This is a genomic window from Rossellomorea oryzaecorticis (assembly GCF_045897515.1).
Taxonomy (GTDB): Bacteria; Bacillota; Bacilli; order Bacillales; family Bacillaceae_B; genus Rossellomorea; species Rossellomorea enclensis.
This window is the reverse complement of the sequence record NZ_JBJOSA010000008.1, coordinates 126,180-145,225: the sequence shown is the minus strand read 5'-3', so window position 1 is coordinate 145,225 and position 19,046 is coordinate 126,180. Positions and strand designations below refer to the sequence as shown.

General features: G+C 46.8%; 17 protein-coding genes. 15 read left to right on the top strand and 2 right to left on the bottom strand.

What is annotated here, in order from left to right:
- Positions 1 to 17: 17 nt before the first annotated feature.
- The 4 genes from ACKA06_RS11900 (at position 18) to ACKA06_RS11885 (ending at position 3,597) form a co-directional block, all read left to right on the top strand.
- Positions 18 to 740 carry an ABC transporter permease subunit gene (locus tag ACKA06_RS11900; RefSeq protein ID WP_411159745.1) on the top strand — a complete coding sequence of 241 codons (723 nt, stop codon included), beginning with the start codon at positions 18 to 20 and terminating at the stop codon, positions 738 to 740.
- 448 nt (positions 741 to 1,188) lie between these two features.
- A complete protein-coding gene (locus ACKA06_RS11895; protein WP_032087129.1) occupies positions 1,189 to 1,950 on the top strand; it encodes a ParA family protein in 762 nt (253 codons plus the stop codon).
- On the top strand, positions 1,943 to 2,791 hold the full coding sequence (locus tag ACKA06_RS11890) for a ParB/RepB/Spo0J family partition protein (RefSeq protein ID WP_058299805.1): 849 nt from the start codon (positions 1,943 to 1,945) through the stop codon (positions 2,789 to 2,791). Before ACKA06_RS11895 ends, ACKA06_RS11890 begins: the two co-directional genes overlap by 8 nt.
- Positions 2,792 to 2,883: 92 nt before the next feature.
- The gene (locus ACKA06_RS11885; RefSeq protein ID WP_032087127.1) at positions 2,884 to 3,597 is read left to right on the top strand and encodes a DUF554 domain-containing protein; all 714 of its coding nucleotides are present in this window, start codon (positions 2,884 to 2,886) and stop codon (positions 3,595 to 3,597) included.
- Between the two features lie 289 nt (positions 3,598 to 3,886).
- Here ACKA06_RS11885 and yyaC read toward each other — a convergent pair whose 3' ends face one another.
- Positions 3,887 to 4,504, bottom strand: a complete 618-nt coding sequence (gene yyaC, locus ACKA06_RS11880; protein ID WP_058299803.1) for a spore protease YyaC — start codon at positions 4,502 to 4,504, stop codon at positions 3,887 to 3,889.
- A 212-nt stretch (positions 4,505 to 4,716) separates the two neighbouring features.
- Between yyaC and ACKA06_RS11875 the strand changes: the two genes are divergently transcribed.
- From ACKA06_RS11875 to dnaB, 11 genes are all read left to right on the top strand, one after another.
- On the top strand, positions 4,717 to 5,646 hold the full coding sequence (locus ACKA06_RS11875; RefSeq protein ID WP_064563142.1) for a mechanosensitive ion channel family protein: 930 nt from the start codon (positions 4,717 to 4,719) through the stop codon (positions 5,644 to 5,646).
- The gene (locus tag ACKA06_RS11870) at positions 5,646 to 5,843 is read left to right on the top strand and encodes a DUF951 domain-containing protein (RefSeq protein WP_032087124.1); all 198 of its coding nucleotides are present in this window, start codon (positions 5,646 to 5,648) and stop codon (positions 5,841 to 5,843) included. The genes ACKA06_RS11875 and ACKA06_RS11870 overlap by 1 nt, the downstream gene beginning before the upstream one ends.
- Positions 5,844 to 6,287: 444 nt before the next feature.
- Entirely contained in the window at positions 6,288 to 7,388 is a 1,101-nt protein-coding gene (gene ychF, locus ACKA06_RS11865) for a redox-regulated ATPase YchF (protein WP_032087123.1), read from the top strand.
- 605 nt (positions 7,389 to 7,993) lie between these two features.
- Positions 7,994 to 8,281, top strand: coding sequence for a 30S ribosomal protein S6 (gene rpsF / locus ACKA06_RS11860; protein WP_032087122.1), 288 nt, complete (start codon positions 7,994 to 7,996; stop codon positions 8,279 to 8,281).
- 76 nt (positions 8,282 to 8,357) lie between these two features.
- Positions 8,358 to 8,879 carry a single-stranded DNA-binding protein gene (gene ssb, locus ACKA06_RS11855; RefSeq protein WP_032087121.1) on the top strand — a complete coding sequence of 174 codons (522 nt, stop codon included), beginning with the start codon at positions 8,358 to 8,360 and terminating at the stop codon, positions 8,877 to 8,879.
- Positions 8,880 to 8,921: 42 nt separating this feature from the next.
- Positions 8,922 to 9,158 carry a 30S ribosomal protein S18 gene (gene rpsR / locus ACKA06_RS11850; protein WP_032087120.1) on the top strand — a complete coding sequence of 79 codons (237 nt, stop codon included), beginning with the start codon at positions 8,922 to 8,924 and terminating at the stop codon, positions 9,156 to 9,158.
- Positions 9,159 to 9,584: 426 nt separating this feature from the next.
- On the top strand, positions 9,585 to 11,651 hold the full coding sequence (locus tag ACKA06_RS11845) for a methyl-accepting chemotaxis protein (RefSeq protein WP_411159744.1): 2,067 nt from the start codon (positions 9,585 to 9,587) through the stop codon (positions 11,649 to 11,651).
- Between the two features lie 211 nt (positions 11,652 to 11,862).
- On the top strand, positions 11,863 to 12,786 hold the full coding sequence (locus ACKA06_RS11840; RefSeq protein WP_032087119.1) for a YybS family protein: 924 nt from the start codon (positions 11,863 to 11,865) through the stop codon (positions 12,784 to 12,786).
- A gap of 32 nt (positions 12,787 to 12,818) precedes the next feature.
- A complete protein-coding gene (locus tag ACKA06_RS11835) occupies positions 12,819 to 14,792 on the top strand; it encodes a DHH family phosphoesterase (RefSeq protein ID WP_058299799.1) in 1,974 nt (657 codons plus the stop codon).
- Positions 14,789 to 15,235, top strand: coding sequence for a 50S ribosomal protein L9 (gene rplI / locus ACKA06_RS11830; RefSeq protein WP_032087117.1), 447 nt, complete (start codon positions 14,789 to 14,791; stop codon positions 15,233 to 15,235). Before ACKA06_RS11835 ends, rplI begins: the two co-directional genes overlap by 4 nt.
- A 182-nt stretch (positions 15,236 to 15,417) precedes the next feature.
- A complete protein-coding gene (gene dnaB / locus ACKA06_RS11825; RefSeq protein ID WP_032087116.1) occupies positions 15,418 to 16,782 on the top strand; it encodes a replicative DNA helicase in 1,365 nt (454 codons plus the stop codon).
- A 399-nt stretch (positions 16,783 to 17,181) separates the two neighbouring features.
- Here the strand turns inward: dnaB and ACKA06_RS11820 are convergent, their stop codons facing one another.
- A complete protein-coding gene (locus ACKA06_RS11820; protein WP_214872418.1) occupies positions 17,182 to 18,906 on the bottom strand; it encodes an ABC transporter ATP-binding protein in 1,725 nt (574 codons plus the stop codon).
- Positions 18,907 to 19,046 lie beyond the last annotated feature (140 nt).

Genomic DNA, 19,046 nt, shown 5'->3' with positions numbered 1-19,046 from the left:
CAGCCGGGGGAACTGATATGTTCGACGTAATTCTGGGCCAAACGATGCCAACACTGAAGCTGGCCCTTATTGTTACAGGTGGAAGAATGCTCGTTTCTTTACTATTAGGATTGTTTTATGGAATCTATTATCGAAGATTGAAATGGATGGATGTCCTCCTCGAAGGGTTTCATTTTGTACCGGTGACGCTGCTTGCATTTCTTTTGTTATACGGAATGCAATTTATGGATTATCAACTTTTCATTGATAACCCCGATTTCAGATGGAGGCTGATCGCCTTCATATTAATCGGTGTCGGAATCCCTTCTTTATCCCAACTTATCGGAAAGGAAACCTTTCTTGCATATCAGCAGGAATTTATACAAGGCGCCAGAGTGTTGGGAGGGAAGAACCTTCACATTTTAATAAAGCATGTGCTTCCCAGTGTGAGAGGAAAGTTCTTATTGATATTCAGCGGACAATTGGTCGCTGTCTTGACCCTTATGATGCACGTATCCATTCTTGGTTTTTTCATTCCGGGATGGACGGCATTCATCGGGAGCAATTACTTTGAACTAATGCTTTCCCCATGGATCATTTTCTTCCCGGTCCTTTTATTAACCTTATTGATTGTTTCGATAACCATGATGACAAATGGCATTCGTTCTCTGTTGGATGGGGATTATTTAAAGAGAAGGTCTTCTATTCTGACAAATGCTAAAAGAGTTCAAGAGCATTCATCAAAGAGTATCTCTTATTGATTTTATTAAATACCCAAAGCACAATAGAAACGAGGCGTTGATATTATTATTTAAGTTAAAAAAACTGAGCCATCAATTTGAATTCCAGAATTTAAATTGATGGCTCGTTTTTTTTTTGGTATTTGACAATATAGACACTTAATTTATACCGGTTACAGCGGTTGATTGGAGTACAGGACGGAAACTCCTGCGGAAAGAGCAGTACCTGCACAGAAATCAATAGCGTAATACCAAGCCGCCCCCCTAAATAATTTCCTTGGAAATATGACAATTTACAACAGGATTCTACTGCCCTTTTTAACAGATTTGATTTTTTCCAAATATTGAAAAAGAAGCTTTCAATATTTTCAAAAAAGAATCAGACATTTCTCTGCGAATTTTGATAGAATAGAAGAATACTGTGTAGAAAAAACGACCAATCTAGGACGTCAAAAGGTAGGTGACAACCTTGGGAAGAATAATAGCGGTGACCAACCAGAAAGGCGGCGTGGGAAAAACGACCACCTCCGTCAATTTGGGAGCATGCCTTGCATACATAGGACAAAAAGTCCTGCTTGTAGATATCGATCCCCAAGGAAACGCCACGAGTGGTGTTGGAGTGGAAAAAGGCGATGTGCATCAATGCATTTATGATGTGCTGGTGGATGATGTCGACGTAAAGGAAACAATCAAACAATCAAAAGTCGAAAATCTTTCCATCGTACCTGCTACCATTTCATTGGCAGGGGCAGAAATTGAACTCGTCCCGACCATTTCTCGTGAAGTTCGATTAAAGAAAGCATTAGAAAAAGTCAAAGGTGATTTTGACTATATTATTATTGACTGCCCTCCGTCTTTGGGTCTCTTGACGATCAATGCGCTGACAGCCTCTGATGCTGTCGTCATTCCTGTCCAATGTGAGTACTATGCCCTCGAAGGGCTGAGTCAGCTCTTGAGTACCGTCCGCCTCGTTCAAAAACACCTCAATCATGATCTGATGATCGACGGGGTGCTGCTGACCATGCTTGATGCCCGCACAAACCTGGGTATTCAAGTCATTGAAGAGGTGAAGAAGTACTTTCAAGATAAAGTGTACCGCACGATCATCCCTCGTAATGTCCGTTTGAGTGAAGCACCGAGTCACGGTGAACCGATCATTATTTATGATGCGAAGTCCAGGGGAGCGGAAGTTTATTTAGAACTGGCAAAGGAAGTGGTGACGAATGGCTAAAGGTTTAGGAAAGGGTATCAACGCCCTTTTTCAAAACGTACAAACGACTCAAAGTGAAGAAACCGTTCAAGAGGTAAAGCTGAAAGATATACGGCCGAATCCTTATCAGCCACGCAAGATTTTTGAGCCTGCTGCAATCGAGGAATTAAAGGAATCGATTTTGGAGCACGGAATCTTGCAGCCGATCATTGTCAGGAAATCAATCAAAGGATACGAAATCGTAGTCGGTGAAAGGCGTTACCGCGCAGCGACCGCTGCAAAATTGGACGTTGTACCTGTTGTCGTCCGGGAACTGAACGATCAGCAGATGATGGAGCTTGCCGTACTCGAGAATCTTCAGCGGGAGGATCTGACTCCGATCGAAGAGGGAGCAGCCTATCAGATGCTGATGGATAAGCTGAAGATCACCCAGGAAGAAGTGGCGAAGCGCCTTGGAAAAAGCCGTCCCCATATCGCTAACCACATCAGGCTTCTCTCCCTGCCCGCGCCCATTCAGGAATTGATTTCCGAAGGGAAATTAACGATGGGTCACGGACGTGCACTGCTCGGTTTGAAGAATAAAAAGAACCTGTCCGCACTGGTGAACCGCATTCTGAAAGAATCACTGAACGTACGGCAGCTTGAGAAACTTATAGGCGAGATGAACGGGAATGTTTCACGTGAAACAAAGCCTCCGGAGAAGAAAAAGGATGTTTTCATCAAAGAACAGGAAACGATGCTCCAGGAGCGATTCGGTACTACGGTAACGATCAAGCAATCCAAGAAGAAGGGGAAAATTGAACTTGAGTTCTTCTCGCAGGAAGATTTGAACCGGATTTTGGAACTGCTGCAGGATAAATAAGTTGTCATGACAAGAGAAAGGACTGGCCTTCAAAAATTGGAGGCCGGTCCTCTTCCCTTTTACTATTTCTATTTTGATTGAGGGGAACGCATATGGTGCTTTTAGGAACGATCGTAAACGGAATTTGTATTATCATCGGAACACTGCTTGGGGTTTTTCTACACCGGATTCCTGAGAACATGAAAGGAACGGTGATGAAAGCGATCGGTCTGGCCGTCGTGGTCCTTGGCCTTCAGATGGGGCTTAAAAGTGAGAACTTCCTCATCGTAATCATCAGCCTTGCACTCGGTGCTGCCTGGGGGGAATGGATGAACCTGGAGGACAAGCTGAATGCTGTCGGCACCTGGCTTGAAAAAAAGATGGGCAGCAAGAAAGAAACATCCATCTCACAAGGCTTCGTGACCGCCACGTTGATCTTTGTGATCGGTGCAATGGCCGTCATCGGCGCGCTGGACAGCGGGATAAGGGGAGATCATGATGTCCTCTATACAAAGTCGATCATCGATGGCTTCACGTCGTTAATTTTGACGACCACTCTTGGTATCGGGGTCATGTTTTCAGCGATCCCTGTCGTTCTGTATCAGGGGCTGATCGCCTTATTTGCCACTCAGATTCATCAATGGGTGCCTCAGGAACTGATGGATACATACATTGTTGAAATGACTTCGACGGGGGGAATCATGATTTTTGCCATCGGCTTGAACCTGATTGGGATCACCAAGATCCGCGTAGCCAATCTGCTGCCCGGCATTATCGTGGTCGCCCTTGTCGTAGGGGTAATACATGCTTATCAATTATACTTTTAATGAAATGAAAAAACGGGAGGCACCGTACGCGTCCCGTTTTTATTGTCCAGCTGCGGCGGTTAGGAGCTCAGGTCATAAGCTAAACTTACCAAAAAGGCCATGAGCGCCTTCCCGTAAGTTCATCTAATACTTGTCGCTCCTGATCGAACCGCCTCCGCTTTTCGATTGTCCAGCTGCGGCGGCTAGAGACTCGAGGTCATAAGCCAAGAACCCCGAAAAGGAAAAAAGCGCCTTTTCGGGGTTCCGTCTTATGCTTGTCGTCTCTGGGCGAGCCGCCTCCGCTTTTCAGTTAATGCAATTCTTCCCGCCAATTCTCGATGCTGATCGCATTTCTTCTCTCGATGACCTCTTCAGCGAGCACGATGGCTTCCACCATCGTCTTCGCCATTTTCATCACAAGATTTAACCGTGTATTCTGTAAAACAAAGAATTCCATGAATCCACTGACATTCACTATTCCGGTCAAATGCACGTTCCCGACTTCGGGGAGTTCTTTATTGACTCCTGCACCCGGCTTCAAAGGTCCGTCACACAATTGAATCGCACCCACGCTTTTCAGTCTTCCGAGGCAGGCATCGATGCCGATGATGAATGGATTGATGTACTTTGACTTGATCTCCCGCAGCTTTTCTTCAAGGTTAACGGCATGGATGGGATCATCGAGCGTACCGTATACATGAAAAATCCCCATTCCCTGCTCGGATAATAACGTTCCTGCCAACGGCCCCAGCGAATCCCCGGTCGAGCGGTCGGTGCCGATACACACAAACACAATCGGACGAGTCCGGTAAAGGGTGGGAAGAATGGATGCCAATTGAACGGAAAGATCCCTTGCCGCGTGTTCATCTTGATGATACACCCTGAAGGGCTCGGTTTTCCGTTCGAATAATCCTTTTTTAAGATTCATGACTTCCACTCCTTTGATTGGTAGGTTTCCGGGAAAGAGTTTTTAACAGTATACGGTCGATATTGTTTTTTCATACATAAAGGAGGATGATTTTTCATAAAATAAAAAATTTCGTCTAAATTTGAAAGTATAGGTTAGAACTACCCAAGGTTCGGGAAACTTGATAGAATATAACGTAACTTCATTACTGAAAAAGCAGGTGATTCATATATATGGCAGCCACTACTACTGATGATGTTAAAAAGACGGTTGATGACACCGTGGATAAAATAATCGACAATGATCTATGGGTCGCGCTGGGTACAAATGCGATTAAAATCGTCGCAATCATGCTGATTACATATATCGCGTTAAAACTTGGACGCTCAGCGATCCGGAATATATTCAGGGTGCGTTCGAAAGCCCCTCTCAAATTCTCGGAGCGGCGCGAGGCCACTTTGCTGAAACTACTGGAGAATGTATTGACCTATGTGGTTTACTTCATCAGTTTAATGACAATCCTGTCGACGCTTGGCATCGATATTAAAGGATTGATCGCCGGTGCCGGGATCGTCGGTCTTGCCATCGGTTTCGGTGCGCAGAACCTTGTTCGTGATATTATCACCGGCTTCTTCATCATCTTTGAAGATCAGTTTTCCGTTGGTGATTATGTCAGGATTGGATCCGCCGAAGGGACGGTTGAAGAAATCGGCCTTCGTACGACGAAGATCAAAAGCTGGACAGGCGAACTTCATATCTTCCCGAACGGTAATATTACGGAAGTGACGAACTACTCGATTCATAACAGCATTGCTGTCGTGGATGTCAGTATTGCCTACGAGGAAAACATAGAGGAGGCGGAAAAAGTCATACAGGATCTTCTTATCACCCTTCCTCAGAAATATGAAGACCTGGTGAATCCTCCGGAACTTCTCGGTGTCCAGACACTAGGGGCATCAGATGTTGTGATTCGGATCGTGGCTGAAACCGTGCCGATGAGACACTGGTATATTGCCAGGATGATCCGTAAAGATGTGAAAATCGTTCTGGATAAGCATGGTATTGAAATTCCGTTCCCTCGTATGGTCATGTATTCGAGGAATGAGGATTTTCACGCCGATCCCCATCATGATAAAAAAAGACTTGGACAGGAGGAAGGCTGATGGAGCCAAAAACGTTCCAATTAAATGATGTAGTAGAGATGAAGAAGCCCCACCCTTGCGGAGTCAATCGCTGGAAAGTAATCCGTCTCGGCATGGATATCCGCATCAAATGCGAAGGCTGCGGCCACAGCGTCATGATCCCCCGGAGGGATTTTACGAAAAAAATGAAAAAAGTACTGGAAAGTGCCCAGGATTGATTACTCTTTTCATACCCCTAACCCCTTACGCTTAATCCTCTTGCCGCAAGGGTTCGGCATACTATTGAAATATTCCGGACACCTGCCGTTTTGAACGGGGGTGTCTTTTATTTTTTTGAAAAAGCAGAGCCGTTGGTTGATTGACTTTTTTAGGGATTCCAGCAGTTGACTGGAGTTGGAAAGCGAAGACTCCTGCGCCTGAGACCTGTCCAGCTGCGGGGCTTAGAGGCACATGTCATAAGCCAACTCGTCCAAGAAGGCAAAGAACGCCTTGACGGCCGATTTGTCTTATGACACACGCCCCTTTGCAAAGCCCCTCCGCTTTTCTGCCTACTTGTCTTTTCCTCCTATTATCTCTATAATTGTGAAGGGTTCGACCATTTGGAAGAGTTAACATCAATCACGATTTTTTCATAGATAAGAACAATAAGAGGAGTGACCGAAATGGCTTTAACAGCTGGTATTGTTGGGCTGCCGAATGTAGGTAAATCAACACTTTTTAACGCAATCACAAAAGCAGGCGCAGAATCTGCTAACTATCCTTTCTGTACAATCGATCCAAACGTGGGAATTGTAGAGGTGCCCGATCACCGTCTCGATAAATTGACTGAGCTTGTTCAGCCGAAGAAGACCGTTCCTACTGCTTTTGAATTCACCGATATCGCGGGAATCGTAAAAGGAGCGAGTAAAGGGGAAGGACTTGGAAACAAATTCTTATCCCATATCCGCCAGGTTGACGCAATCTGTCAGGTTGTCCGCTGTTTTGCCGATGACAATATCACACACGTTTCCGGAAAAGTGGATCCGATCGCTGATATCGAAGTCATCAATCTTGAATTGATCCTTGCCGATCTTGAAACAGTTGACAAGCGTCTTGCGCGCGTCCAGAAGATGGCCAAACAAAAAGATAAAGAAGCGGTATTCGAGCATGATATCCTTGTGAAGCTGAAAGAAGTTCTTGAAGCGGAACAGCCGGCACGTACGGTTGAATTCTCAGAAGAGCAGATGAAGCTTGTGAAGCAGCTTCACCTTCTGACTTCAAAGCCGGTATTGTATGTAGCGAATGTAAGCGAAGATGAAATCGCAGATCCATCAGATAATGAATACGTGCAAAAGGTCCGCGAATTTGCGAAAGAAGACAACGCAGAAGTTATCGTTGTCTGTGCAAAAATCGAGTCTGAGATCGCTGAACTTGATGATGAAGAGAAAGCGATGTTCCTTCAGGAGCTAGGAATCGAAGAATCCGGCCTTGATCAGCTGATCCGTGCAACTTATTCGCTTCTTGGCCTTGCTACTTATTTCACGGCAGGTGTACAGGAAGTCCGCGCTTGGACATTCCGCGAAGGCATGAAAGCCCCTCAATGTGCCGGAGTCATCCACTCCGACTTCGAAAGAGGCTTCATCCGCGCCGAAACCGTCTCCTATGCTGACCTGGTTGAAGCAGGAACAATGGGAGCAGCCAAGGAAGCCGGTAAAGTCCGCCTTGAAGGGAAAGAATATCTAGTAAAAGACGGAGACGTTATTCACTTCCGTTTTAATGTGTAAGAGTTTGTAGAAAGACCGGGGGTGACTCCGGTCTTTTTTATGCTTTTTTCAAGTTTTGAGCAGAAGTTTGATCGTTTTTGGTAAAAAAGCATTTAGATTCAGGCAATCTGCATAAAAAAATTAACGAAAATAGCTGGGTGGAAGTGTTTTTTAGTGAATTGAAGCAGTCTGACTGCTATGCAACTTGTCTTATTATCGAAAACGGAAAGTTTATTATCGAAATTCAAACATTTATTTTCAAATTTTAAGGATTTATTATCGAATCCTCTTTTTCTATTATCAGCAAGGCTTCGAAACGATCACGATTAATGTTTTATTATTGAGAATGAACTTTTATTATCAAAGGACGCCGAGTTTTATCGAAATTCCGCCTCCGCAGCGTGAATCACGCCTCCGCATCACTACCGAAAGATCTTCCCCCACGGAAAGCAAAATCCCTCACAAAAATTCAAAACCGCCTCCCTATAAAATCTATCAGTTTTTCTACGATATATTGCAATACTAGAAAAGCTGTGCTATAATTTTATTTCGTGAGTAATGAACGCATTGCTCCTTGTCCTTTCGTAACGAAAGGACCGCATAGTCCACGAGGAGGTGACATTCAGATGAGAAAGTACGAACTAATGTACATTGTCCGCCCAAACATTGACGATGAGTCAAAGAAAGCAGTAGTTGAGCGTTTCGATAACGTTCTAACAACTAACGGTGCGGAGATCATCGAGTCAAAAGATTGGGGTAAACGTCGTTTAGCGTATGAAATCAACGATTTCCGTGATGGTTTCTACCAACTAGTGAAGATGAACGCTAACACTGAAGCTGTAAACGAATTCGATCGTTTGGCTAAGATCAGTGACGACATTATCCGTCATATCGTTGTTAAAGACGAAGAATAATCCGAACGTTTTTTAAGATATACTTCTGTGAATGTTTCATATGAAACAGGATTCTGGAAGGAAGGGGTTGATTCTGATGATGAACCGAGTTGTATTAGTAGGGCGTTTAACCAAAGACCCTGAATTAAAATACACTCCGAATGGAGTGGCTGTTGCATCGTTCACACTTGCCGTGAATCGTAGTTTTACGAATCAATCAGGAGAACGTGAAGCAGATTTTATTAATTGTGTTGTATGGCGTCGCCCTGCAGAGAATGTAGCAAACTTTCTTAAAAAAGGCAGCTTAGCTGGCGTTGACGGTCGCATCCAGACTCGTAATTTCGAAGGACAAGATGGACGCCGTGTGTTCATGACGGAAGTTGTGGCGGAAAGTGTTCAATTCTTGGAACCGCGAAATGCGAACCAAGGCGATCGTGGAGGAAGTCCGGGCTATTCGGGTGGAGGTCAGCGTGACCAGGGAAATCCTTATAGTCAGAATCAGAATCAACAGCGCAACAATAACAACAACAACAATAATAACTACACACGTGTAGATGAGGATCCATTTGCAAATGACGGTCAGCCGATCGACATTTCTGATGATGATCTGCCATTCTAAACGAACGATACGAATAATTTAAAATGATAGGAGGCGAATCACATGGCAGGAGGACGTAGAGGTGGACGTAGACGCCGTAAGGTATGCTACTTCACAGCAAACGGAATTACACATATCGATTTCAAAGATGTGGATCTTCTTAAGAAATTCATCTCTGAGCGTGGAAAAATTCTTCCACGTCGTGTAACTGGAACAAACGCTAAGTACCAACGTAAGTTGACTCGTGCGATCAAGCGCGCTCGTACAATGGCATTGCTTCCATACGTTAGCGGTGAATAATTGAACGGATAAAACAGCAGGGACGATTGTTCCTGCTGTTTTTTTGTGTTTTTATGTTGAAAAAGCGGTGTGATTTGTCAAAAACATTTTTAAATGATGAAAATAGTTGTTATTTCGTTGAGAAAGGGCAGCTATTTAGAGCGCTCCGAATGATATATTATCAAAAATCCAATTTTATTATCAAAAACGGTTTTCCCCCAATCAAGTCCCAACCTCCCCCATCCTTAAATCCAACTTCAACACCAAGCAGCCAGCGAACCCTATCTCGATCCCATCCTCACCCCATATTCCAGGAAAAAAACATCCCCTCACTCCCTAATTTCCAGCAAAAAACCAATCCACCAAAATCCCCACCCCCTGTTAAACCTTGACGAATCCTGTCGATAAACAACAGGAGAGACTTATAGGGATTTAGGGGGAAGACGAGTGGAAAAAAAGAAACAAAAGAAAAAGAGACAACAAAATAAAGACTCACTGAAGCTGTCGTCCATAAGGGCGAAACTCATCATGGTCTTCTCTGTCTTGTTCATTACATCGCTGGTCGCGATCATAGCGATTACGAGCTGGCAGACGCGGATGAAGACGGAGGATCAGGTGATCGGGCAGACGCAGGGAGTCGTGAAGGAGCTGAATAGCTCGGTGCAGCTGTTCCTTGAACAGTATGAGAAGAGCCTGAACCAGTATTCGGTTTCGAATGTATTGAAGAATTACTCGAAGGCGCAGATTGATCCCGAGGTGGATGCTGCCCAGGATACGGAACTGTATGCAGATATCCAGTCGGATTTTAACAATTATCTGAGCTTGTACCAGGAGGCGACGTCGGTTTATATCGCATCCCCGACCAAGCAGCTTAAGATCGTACCTGCTGTCGATCTGCCGGATGATTTCGACCCGACGAGCCGTGACTGGTATATGGATGCTGTGGAAGCGAAATCCGGCGTTGTGTGGAGTGAGCCTTATATCGATACGGCAACGGAAGAGTATATCATCACGGCATCGAAGGCGGTTGTGTCGGATAACCAAATCATCGGTGTCATTGGTGTCGATGTGAATCTGACGAAACTGACGGATCGTGTGTCCGATATGGAACTTGGCTATGAAGGTTACCCGTTCCTATTTGGACTCGACGGAACAGCGATTGTCCATCCTACATTGCGCGGGGAAAATCTATCTGACCGCCCATTCATTAAAGAGATGCTCGAGTCTGAAAACAAGCAGGGTACGATTCACTATGAATTGGACGGCGAGAAGAAGGTGCTCGTCTACAATACGGTTCCGAAGACGAATTGGAAGGTCGGATCCGCTTATGAGAAGGATGCTCTTTTAGAGTCATCGAAGGAAATTGAACGCCTATTGCTCATCACCGGGCTGGCGGCACTTGTTGTCATGCTGATCATGGTCGTATTTGTCTCAGACAAGATGACCAAGCCGATCAAAGCGTTGCAGAAGACGGTGACGGAGGTTGCCACCGGGGATCTGTCCATTCAGTCGTCGATCCATTCTAAAGATGAAACAGGTCTTCTTGCGGCTGATCTGAATAAGATGATTTCGAGTATGAGAGATACGATCAAAGTCGTCCAGGCGTCGGTCATGAACGTCCGCCAGTCGGCTGAAAGCTTGAGTGCGGTATCGGAAGAAACCAATGCGTCAAGCGAGGAAATGGCAACGGTCGTGAGTGAAATCGCACACGGTGCATCCCAGTCTGCGGCCGATTCCGAGAGCGCACATCAGAAGTCCGAGCTTCTCGGGACTCGCATCAATGAAGTGTATGACAACTCTAAAAACATGGCTGAAATGGCCGGTAAAGCGGATGAAATGAACAGGATCGGGATGGATCAGGTGGAAGAACTGATCGGAGCCTATCATTCTTCCAAAGAATATATCTCTTCTATGGAAAAAGTCATCATTAGCCTTGAATCTAAAGTGAAGACGATTGAATCCGTCATGGAGACGATCACCGATATATCCGCACAGACAAATCTTCTTGCCCTGAATGCGAGCATTGAAGCGGCAAGGGCAGGCGAGCACGGGAAAGGATTTGCGGTCGTTGCCGACGAAGTGAGGAAGCTTGCCGATCAGTCGGTTCAGGCCACCGAGCAGGTAAAAGGCACAATCAGCGAAATACAGCAGGGGTCGAATCAGGCGGTCGATGAGATGGCGAAGACAAAGGAAACCTTCGAGGTCCAGTTCGGGGTCATCCAGAAAACAAACGATGTCTTCGATCAAACGTCCGCTCTGATGAAAACGATGCAGACCGAGATTGAACAGATGTACAAGCAGGTCGGCCAGATCAACCTGGATAAAGATGAAGTCGTCAATGTCATCCAGCTGATGGCGGCCACGGCAGAGCAGACAGCAGCTTCCTGTGAAGAGATGAATGCTTCCTCAGAGGAACAACTGAGGGCCATCCACTCTGTTACAGAAGCAGCGGAACACCTGACAGATCTCAGTCAGGAATTGCAGGATTCCATTCAGAAGTTTAAAATTCAATAATACAGGCAGGTGCCTCAGCATCATCCAACTTATTGCCTCAGGAATACTCTTGTGCTAAGGGAGTATATACTAAGGAAAAAGAAGGATGTCATGCGGGGGCATCTTTTTTACGTCTTAACAAATGCCCGTCAGATGAAATTCATCGGTAAAATTGATATGATTATTCTGTTATGGATGTTTCGTTTGAAAATAATGTTGGGAGAGTTAGCTGTTGAAAAATACTCGTGTTATAACGCAAGGGGCATTAATGCTCGCCATCTTCACCGTTTTATTACTTATGGTGCTGTACGTGCCTTTCCTCGGAACGGTGGCATTTTTCGTTTTGCCGCTGCCGCTGATCTTTTTCAGTGCAAGCCATTCGATCGCGAATTCCCTTTATGTCCTCCTGGGGGCGATGCTGCTCAGCTTTTTAGTCGGGGGACCGGTCGCGCTTCCGCTTGGACTGGCATTCGGATCATTGGCTCTTGTGATGGGCTGGGGGATCAGGAACAAATGGGATAAACTAAGAATATTCTTGTCATCCACGTTCATATTATTGATCAATATCGTCATCGGTTTTGTTTTATCGATTGCTTTTTTCAATATAAATATTGTGGAAGACAGTTTGAAAGAGTCTAAAACTACATATTATTCATTGCTCGAACAGGTGGGGCAGGACCAGGATCAGAGGATTATCGAGAGCCTGAACAGTTCCATCCAGTTGATCCAGACACTGATGCCCGCTCTATTCCTGGGAATGGCAGCGATCGGTGCCCTCCTGATCATCGTGATTAACTTCCCGATATTGAAAAGGCTGGGTATCCCGGTACCGGTCTTCAAGCCGTTCAGGGAATGGATGCTGCCTAAAAGCATCCTATGGTACTATCTGCTCGTCCTGGTCGTATCGATGATCGCCCAGCCCGAAGAAGGCACCTATTTGTATACGGCAATCTTGAATGTGCTTTATGTCCTGCAGACACTGATGGCTGTGCAGGGCCTGTCATTCCTTTATTTCTTCGCCCATTACAAGGGCTGGTCGAAGGGGATTTTGGTAGGAATTACAATCATTTCGTTCCCACTCCTTTATATCGTGAGAATTTTAGGTATAATTGACTTAGGATTCAATCTGAGAGAACGACTGCAGCGTAAGTCATAAAATATATAATTTAAGTTCCAGGAGCTGAAATCATGCCATCTTATTTTAATAAGCGAATGATCCGTTACCCATTGTACGGTCTAGCTATATTAGCAGCTCTCTTGTTAGTAGCGGTCGCTTTTTACAAATGGATTATTTCGTTAATCGGGTTGATCGTCTTTGGATGCGCGTTTTTCCTCGCCTTTTATTTTGAAAAAAGGTCCCATGAGGAGACGGAAGAATATATCTCCACCCTATCCTACCGGGTGAAGCGTGTCGGTGAAGAGGCATTGATGGAAATGCCGATCGGGATCATGCTGATCAACGATGAGTACTACATCGAATGGACAAACCCATTCCTTGCATCTTGCTTTAATGAGGATACCGTCGTGGGCCGCTCGCTCTATGACGTGGCCGAGAATCTTGTGCCGCTCATCAAGCAGGAAGTGGACTCGGAGATCATTACGCTGAATGAACGGAAATATCATGTCATATTGAAGCTGAAAGAAAAGCTTCTTTACTTCTTTGATGTCACCGAGCAAAAGGAAATCGAGAAGCAATTCCATGAAGAACGGACTAATATTGCAATCATCTTCCTTGATAACTATGATGAATTGACACAGGGGATGGATGACCAGACCCGCAGCAGCCTGAACAGCCTGGTGACCTCCATCTTAAATAAATGGGCAAAAGAGTACGGCGTTTTCTTAAAGCGTGTTTCTTCCGAGCGTTTTGTTGCGGTCATCAATGAAAAAATCCTTCAGGTTCTGGAAAAAGAAAAGTTCGGGATTCTCGACGATGTCCGCGAAACGACATCGAAACAAAATGTCCCGCTTACTTTGAGCATCGGGGTCGGCACCGGGGTGCCTTCCCTTCCTGAACTGGGGACGCTTGCCCAGTCAAGCCTCGATCTTGCGCTTGGCCGCGGAGGCGATCAGGTCGCCATCAAGCAGACGAACGGAAAGGTCAAATTCTACGGGGGCAAGACGAACCCGATGGAAAAACGAACAAGGGTGCGTGCCCGCGTCATCTCGCATGCACTGCGTGAAACGATGATCGAAAGCGATAAAGTCATCATCATGGGGCACAGGCATCCTGATATGGATGCGATCGGAGCAGCGATCGGGATTCGCAAGGTCGCCCAGATGAACCAGCGCGAAGGGTATGTCGTCCTGAACTTCAATGAAATCGACAATGGAGTCAAACGGATGATGAGGGAAATCAAGAATAATTCCGATCTGTACTCACGTTTCATCACCCCGGAAGAAGCGCTTGAGATGGCAACGGATGATACCTTGCTCGTCGTCGTCGACACGCATAAGCCGTCGCTTGTCATCGAAGAAAAATTGTTGAATAAAATCGATAAGGTCGTCGTCATCGACCATCACAGACGCGGCGAGGATTTCATCAAGAATCCGCTGCTCGTCTATATGGAACCTTATGCTTCCTCGACTGCGGAGCTTGTGACCGAGCTCCTTGAATATCAGCCGAAGCACGAGAAGATCTCGATGCTTGAAGCCACGTCCCTTCTTGCCGGCATCATCGTCGACACGAAAAGCTTCACGCTCCGAACGGGATCAAGGACTTTCGACGCGGCTTCCTACTTAAGGGCACAGGGGGCGGACACCGTACTCGTCCAGAAGTTTTTAAAAGAGGATGTGGAGACCTATATCAAACGGGCACGCCTGATCGAGTCGGTCGAGTTCCATCATAAAGGCGTGGCGATTGCGAAGGCATCCGAGGATGTCATCTATGATTCCGTCCTTATCGCCCAGGCGGCAGATACACTCCTCACAATGGATGAGGTCGTTGCTTCCTTTGTCATTTCAAAAAGGGATCCGGAAACGGTCGGGATCAGCGCACGTTCCCTCGGGGATGTGAACGTCCAGATCATCATGGAAAACCTGAACGGCGGCGGACATCTGACGAATGCTGCCACTCAATTAAAAGAAATATCTGTTGGGGAAGCGGAACAACAGTTAAAAGAAGCACTAGATGAATATTTCGAAGGGAGAAAAGAGACATGAAAGTAATTTTTCTAAAAGATGTTAAAGGTAAAGGGAAAAAAGGAGAAGTGAAAAATGTGGCGGACGGTTACGCCCACAACTTCCTTCTTAAAAAAGGACTTGCGGTAGAGGCGACAAACGCCAATGTCGGCCAGCTTGAAGGCCAGAAGAAAAAAGAAGAGAAGCTTGCCCAGGAAGAACTGGAAGAAGCAAAGAAACTAAAAGGGACGCTTGAGGAGCTTACAGTCGAAATGAAAGCGAAGTCCGGTGAAGGCGGGCGCCTGTTCGGTTCAATCACAAGCAAGCAAATCGCCGATGTCCTGAAAAAAGCACACGGTATCAAAGTGGACAAGCGCAAGATCGAAATGAACGATGCAATCCGTTCACTGGGCTTCACTAATGTACCTGTGAAGCTGCATACAGACGTGACGGCTACACTGAAAGTGCACGTAACCGAAGAATAATTTCCCGAACATACGAAATTTGGTAAATTCATTTAGCGAAAAACATGATAAAATGAATATAGTTTGATAAAAATGTGATCGGATTTTCTCCCGGTCACATTTTTTCGGTAGGAATAAAGTAATGAACGTTTTTATTATAAAAAGCTCTTCCACCTGTTTTTCGAAATGGAGGTAATGTATAAATGAATGAGATGCTGCAAGAACGGATCCCCCCTCAGAACATTGAAGCGGAACAAGCTGTGCTCGGTGCCATCTTCCTGGAACCGAGTGCATTGACGACGGCTTCTGAAGGACTGATCCCAGAAGATTTCTATCGTCACTCTCATCAGAAAATATTCAATGTCATGCTGAAGCTCGGGGATGGCGGTAAAGCGGTCGACCTCATCACCGTGACAGAAGAACTGGCAGCCGCCAAAGAACTTGAGGATGTCGGCGGCGTCGCTTATTTGAGTGAGCTTGCAGGGTCGGTACCGACTGCTGCCAATATCGAGTACTACGCGAAAATCGTAGAAGAAAAGTCCTTGCTGAGAAGACTCATCCGCACGGCGACCGACATTGCATCCGACGGCTATGCCCGCGAGGATGAAGTCGATGCCCTCCTCGGGGAAGCGGAAAAAAGCATCATGGAAGTTGCCCAGCGCAAGAATGCCGGTGCCTTCCACAACATCAAGGACGTGCTTGTCCGGACGTACGACAATATCGAAACACTCACCAACCGTAAAGGGGACGTCACCGGGATACCGACCGGCTTCGCGGACCTCGATCATATGACGGCCGGGTTCCAGCGAAACGACCTGATCATCGTCGGCGCCCGTCCATCGATGGGTAAAACCGCCTTCGCCCTGAACATCGCGCAGAACGTCGCGGTAAAGGCGAAGGAAAACGTTGCAATCTTCTCGCTGGAGATGGGAGCGGAGCAGCTCGTCATGCGTATGCTCTGCGCCGAAGGCAACATCAATGCCCAGAACCTCCGTACCGGTGACCTGACCGATGAGGACTGGAGAAAGCTGACGATGGCAATGGGAAGCCTCTCGAATGCCGGTATCTATATCGACGATACGCCGGGGATAAAAGTCGGGGAGATCCGTTCCAAATGCCGCCGTCTGGCACAGGAACACGGACTCGGCATGATCCTGATCGACTACCTGCAGCTGATCCAGGGGAATGGCCGCGGAGGCGAGAACCGTCAGCAGGAGGTTTCCGAAATTTCCCGTTCATTGAAAGGGCTCGCCCGTGAGCTTGAGGTGCCGGTCATCGCCCTGTCACAGCTTTCCCGTGGAGTCGAGCAGCGTCAGGACAAGCGTCCGATGATGTCCGATATCCGTGAATCAGGGAGTATCGAGCAGGATGCCGATATCGTAGCCTTCCTTTACCGTGAAGATTACTACGATCATGATGCCGAAAATAAAAACATCATCGAAATCATCATCGCCAAGCAGCGTAACGGCCCGGTCGGGAACGTCTCGCTCGCGTTCGTGAAAGAATACAACAAATTCGTCAATCTGGAACGGCGGTTTGATGATTCCGGGGTTCCGCCGGGGGCTTAGACCGGCCTCCGCTGTTTTATTAATAGAGTTAGAAGCAAAAAACCAAGCATGGAGTCATATGCTTGGTTTTTTTAGCTTGTTAAATTCTTTTTTTGAAAAAATCTTTTGAGTCATTTTAAGGTTTTGGGCCAGGTTCATTGTTAGTGACTGTGTTGAAGGCTTCAGCCGTTTTTTTTGGGGGAAGGGGACGGGGGTATTTTAGCTGATATATTATCAAAACCGGTTTTAACCACGGCCGATACCCCTGAGATCAAGCCCACGGGCCATTTGTCAAAACGCACATCCAATAAAAACCCCATATCATTAACGACAATCAATATCTAGCCGCCATGGGCCCAAGCATACCCGCCAATCAAAAAAAACAGGTGCAGCATAACCCCGCACCTAGGCCCAAAAACACTACAATATCGTCGCATGCTGATGAGCATGCAGCTTCATGAAAATCCCATCCTCAATCGAAAGAAGCTCTTCATGCGTCCCGTCCTCGGCAATGCCGTTTTCAGTGACAACGAGGATGCGGTCGGCTTTACGGATCGTGGCCAGACGGTGGGCGATGACCAGAGTGGTGCGGTCTTTCGCCAATTCGTTCAGCGCCTCCTGGATGATCGCTTCTGTCTCGGTATCAAGTGCCGAAGTCGCTTCATCGAGAATGAGGATCTGAGGGTTCTTCAGGAACATCCTTGCAATCGACAGCCGCTGCTTCTGACCGCCGGATAATTTCAAGCCTCGCTCACCGATCTGGGTATCGTACCCGTCAGGAAGGGATGCAATCAGATCGGTCAAATGGGCGCGCCTTGATGCTTCTTCGATCTCTTCCTGCGTCGCATCCAGTTTGCCGTACGCGATGTTCTCACGCAGTGTCCCTGTAAACAGGAATACATCCTGCTGGACGATCCCGATTTGGGAGCGGAGCGATTTTTTCGTCATATCCCTGACATCGATCCCGTCAATGGTGATGGCCCCTGACTCGATATCGTAGAAACGCGGGATAAGCGAGCAGATCGTCGTTTTCCCCGCACCTGAAGGACCGACGAAAGCGACGGTCTGCCCCGGTTCGATCCCGAATGACAGGTCGTTCAGGATCGGCCGGTCCGGCTCGTAGCCAAAACGGACGCGGTCGAACTCGATACGTCCTCTTAACGTTGACACTTCCACCGCGTGCGGCCGGTCTTCGATATCCGGCTCCATATCCATCAGTTCCGTGAACCGCTTGAAGCCGGCCATCCCTTTCGGATACAGCTCAAGCAGGGCTGAAATTTTATCGATCGGCTTGAAAAGAACGTTGATGTAAAGGATGAAGGCGACCAGCTCGCCGTAGGTAAGGGCACCTGAGAAACTCAGCCATGCCCCGTATACAAGGATTACAAGCGTCATCAAACGCGTGGTGATATAGATCCCAGAAAGGTTCACACTCATGACGTTGTACGCTTTAAGCTTCGATTTACGGAAGAACTGGTTGTTTTCATTGAAACGGTCCATCTCGAATTGTTCGTTGGTGAAGGACTGCACGACACGGGACCCGGACACGCTGTCCTCCACCCTGCTGTTCACGTCGGCGATGTTGCCGTACATTTTTGTCCATGCCCTATTCATTTTGATATTCGAAACCGAAATCAGCCAGACAAGGAACGGGACGATGATGATCGCGACAAGTGCGAGCTTCGCATTGATCGTCAGCATGATCCAGAAGGCCCCGATGAACGTCATGACGGCGATGAATAAATCCTCCGGCCCATGGTGGGCAAGCTCGCCGATATCCATCAGGTCGTTGGTCACCCGGCTCATGATGTGCCCGGTCTTTGTGTTGTCAAAGAAGCGGAACGACTGCCGCTGCACATGGTGGAAAAGCTCACGCCTCATATCGGTCTCGATGTTGATTCCAAGCTTATGTCCCCAATAGTTCACGACGAACTGCATGCTCGAACTGAGCAGGTACAGGACCAGGAGACCCGCGCTCACGGCGATGATCGTGCTCCAGTTCCCATCAGGAAGGAGGGTGTCGATGAACCAGGACACCGCAATCGGGAACCCGAGTTCAAGCAGTCCGACCAGCACGGCACAAAAGAAATCTATGTAAAACAGCCGCCTGTGGGGACGGTAATAACTGAAAAAACGCTTAATCATCTCACTCACCTCAATATCCAATTGTATGTAAAATTCAAAATGCTTATTTAAACATACCAAAAATAAAAATTTCGGGCTAATACTTTTTTATCATTTTATCTGCAGTGCTTTAAAGCGGTGCGGGACGGGCTTTCAGGGTG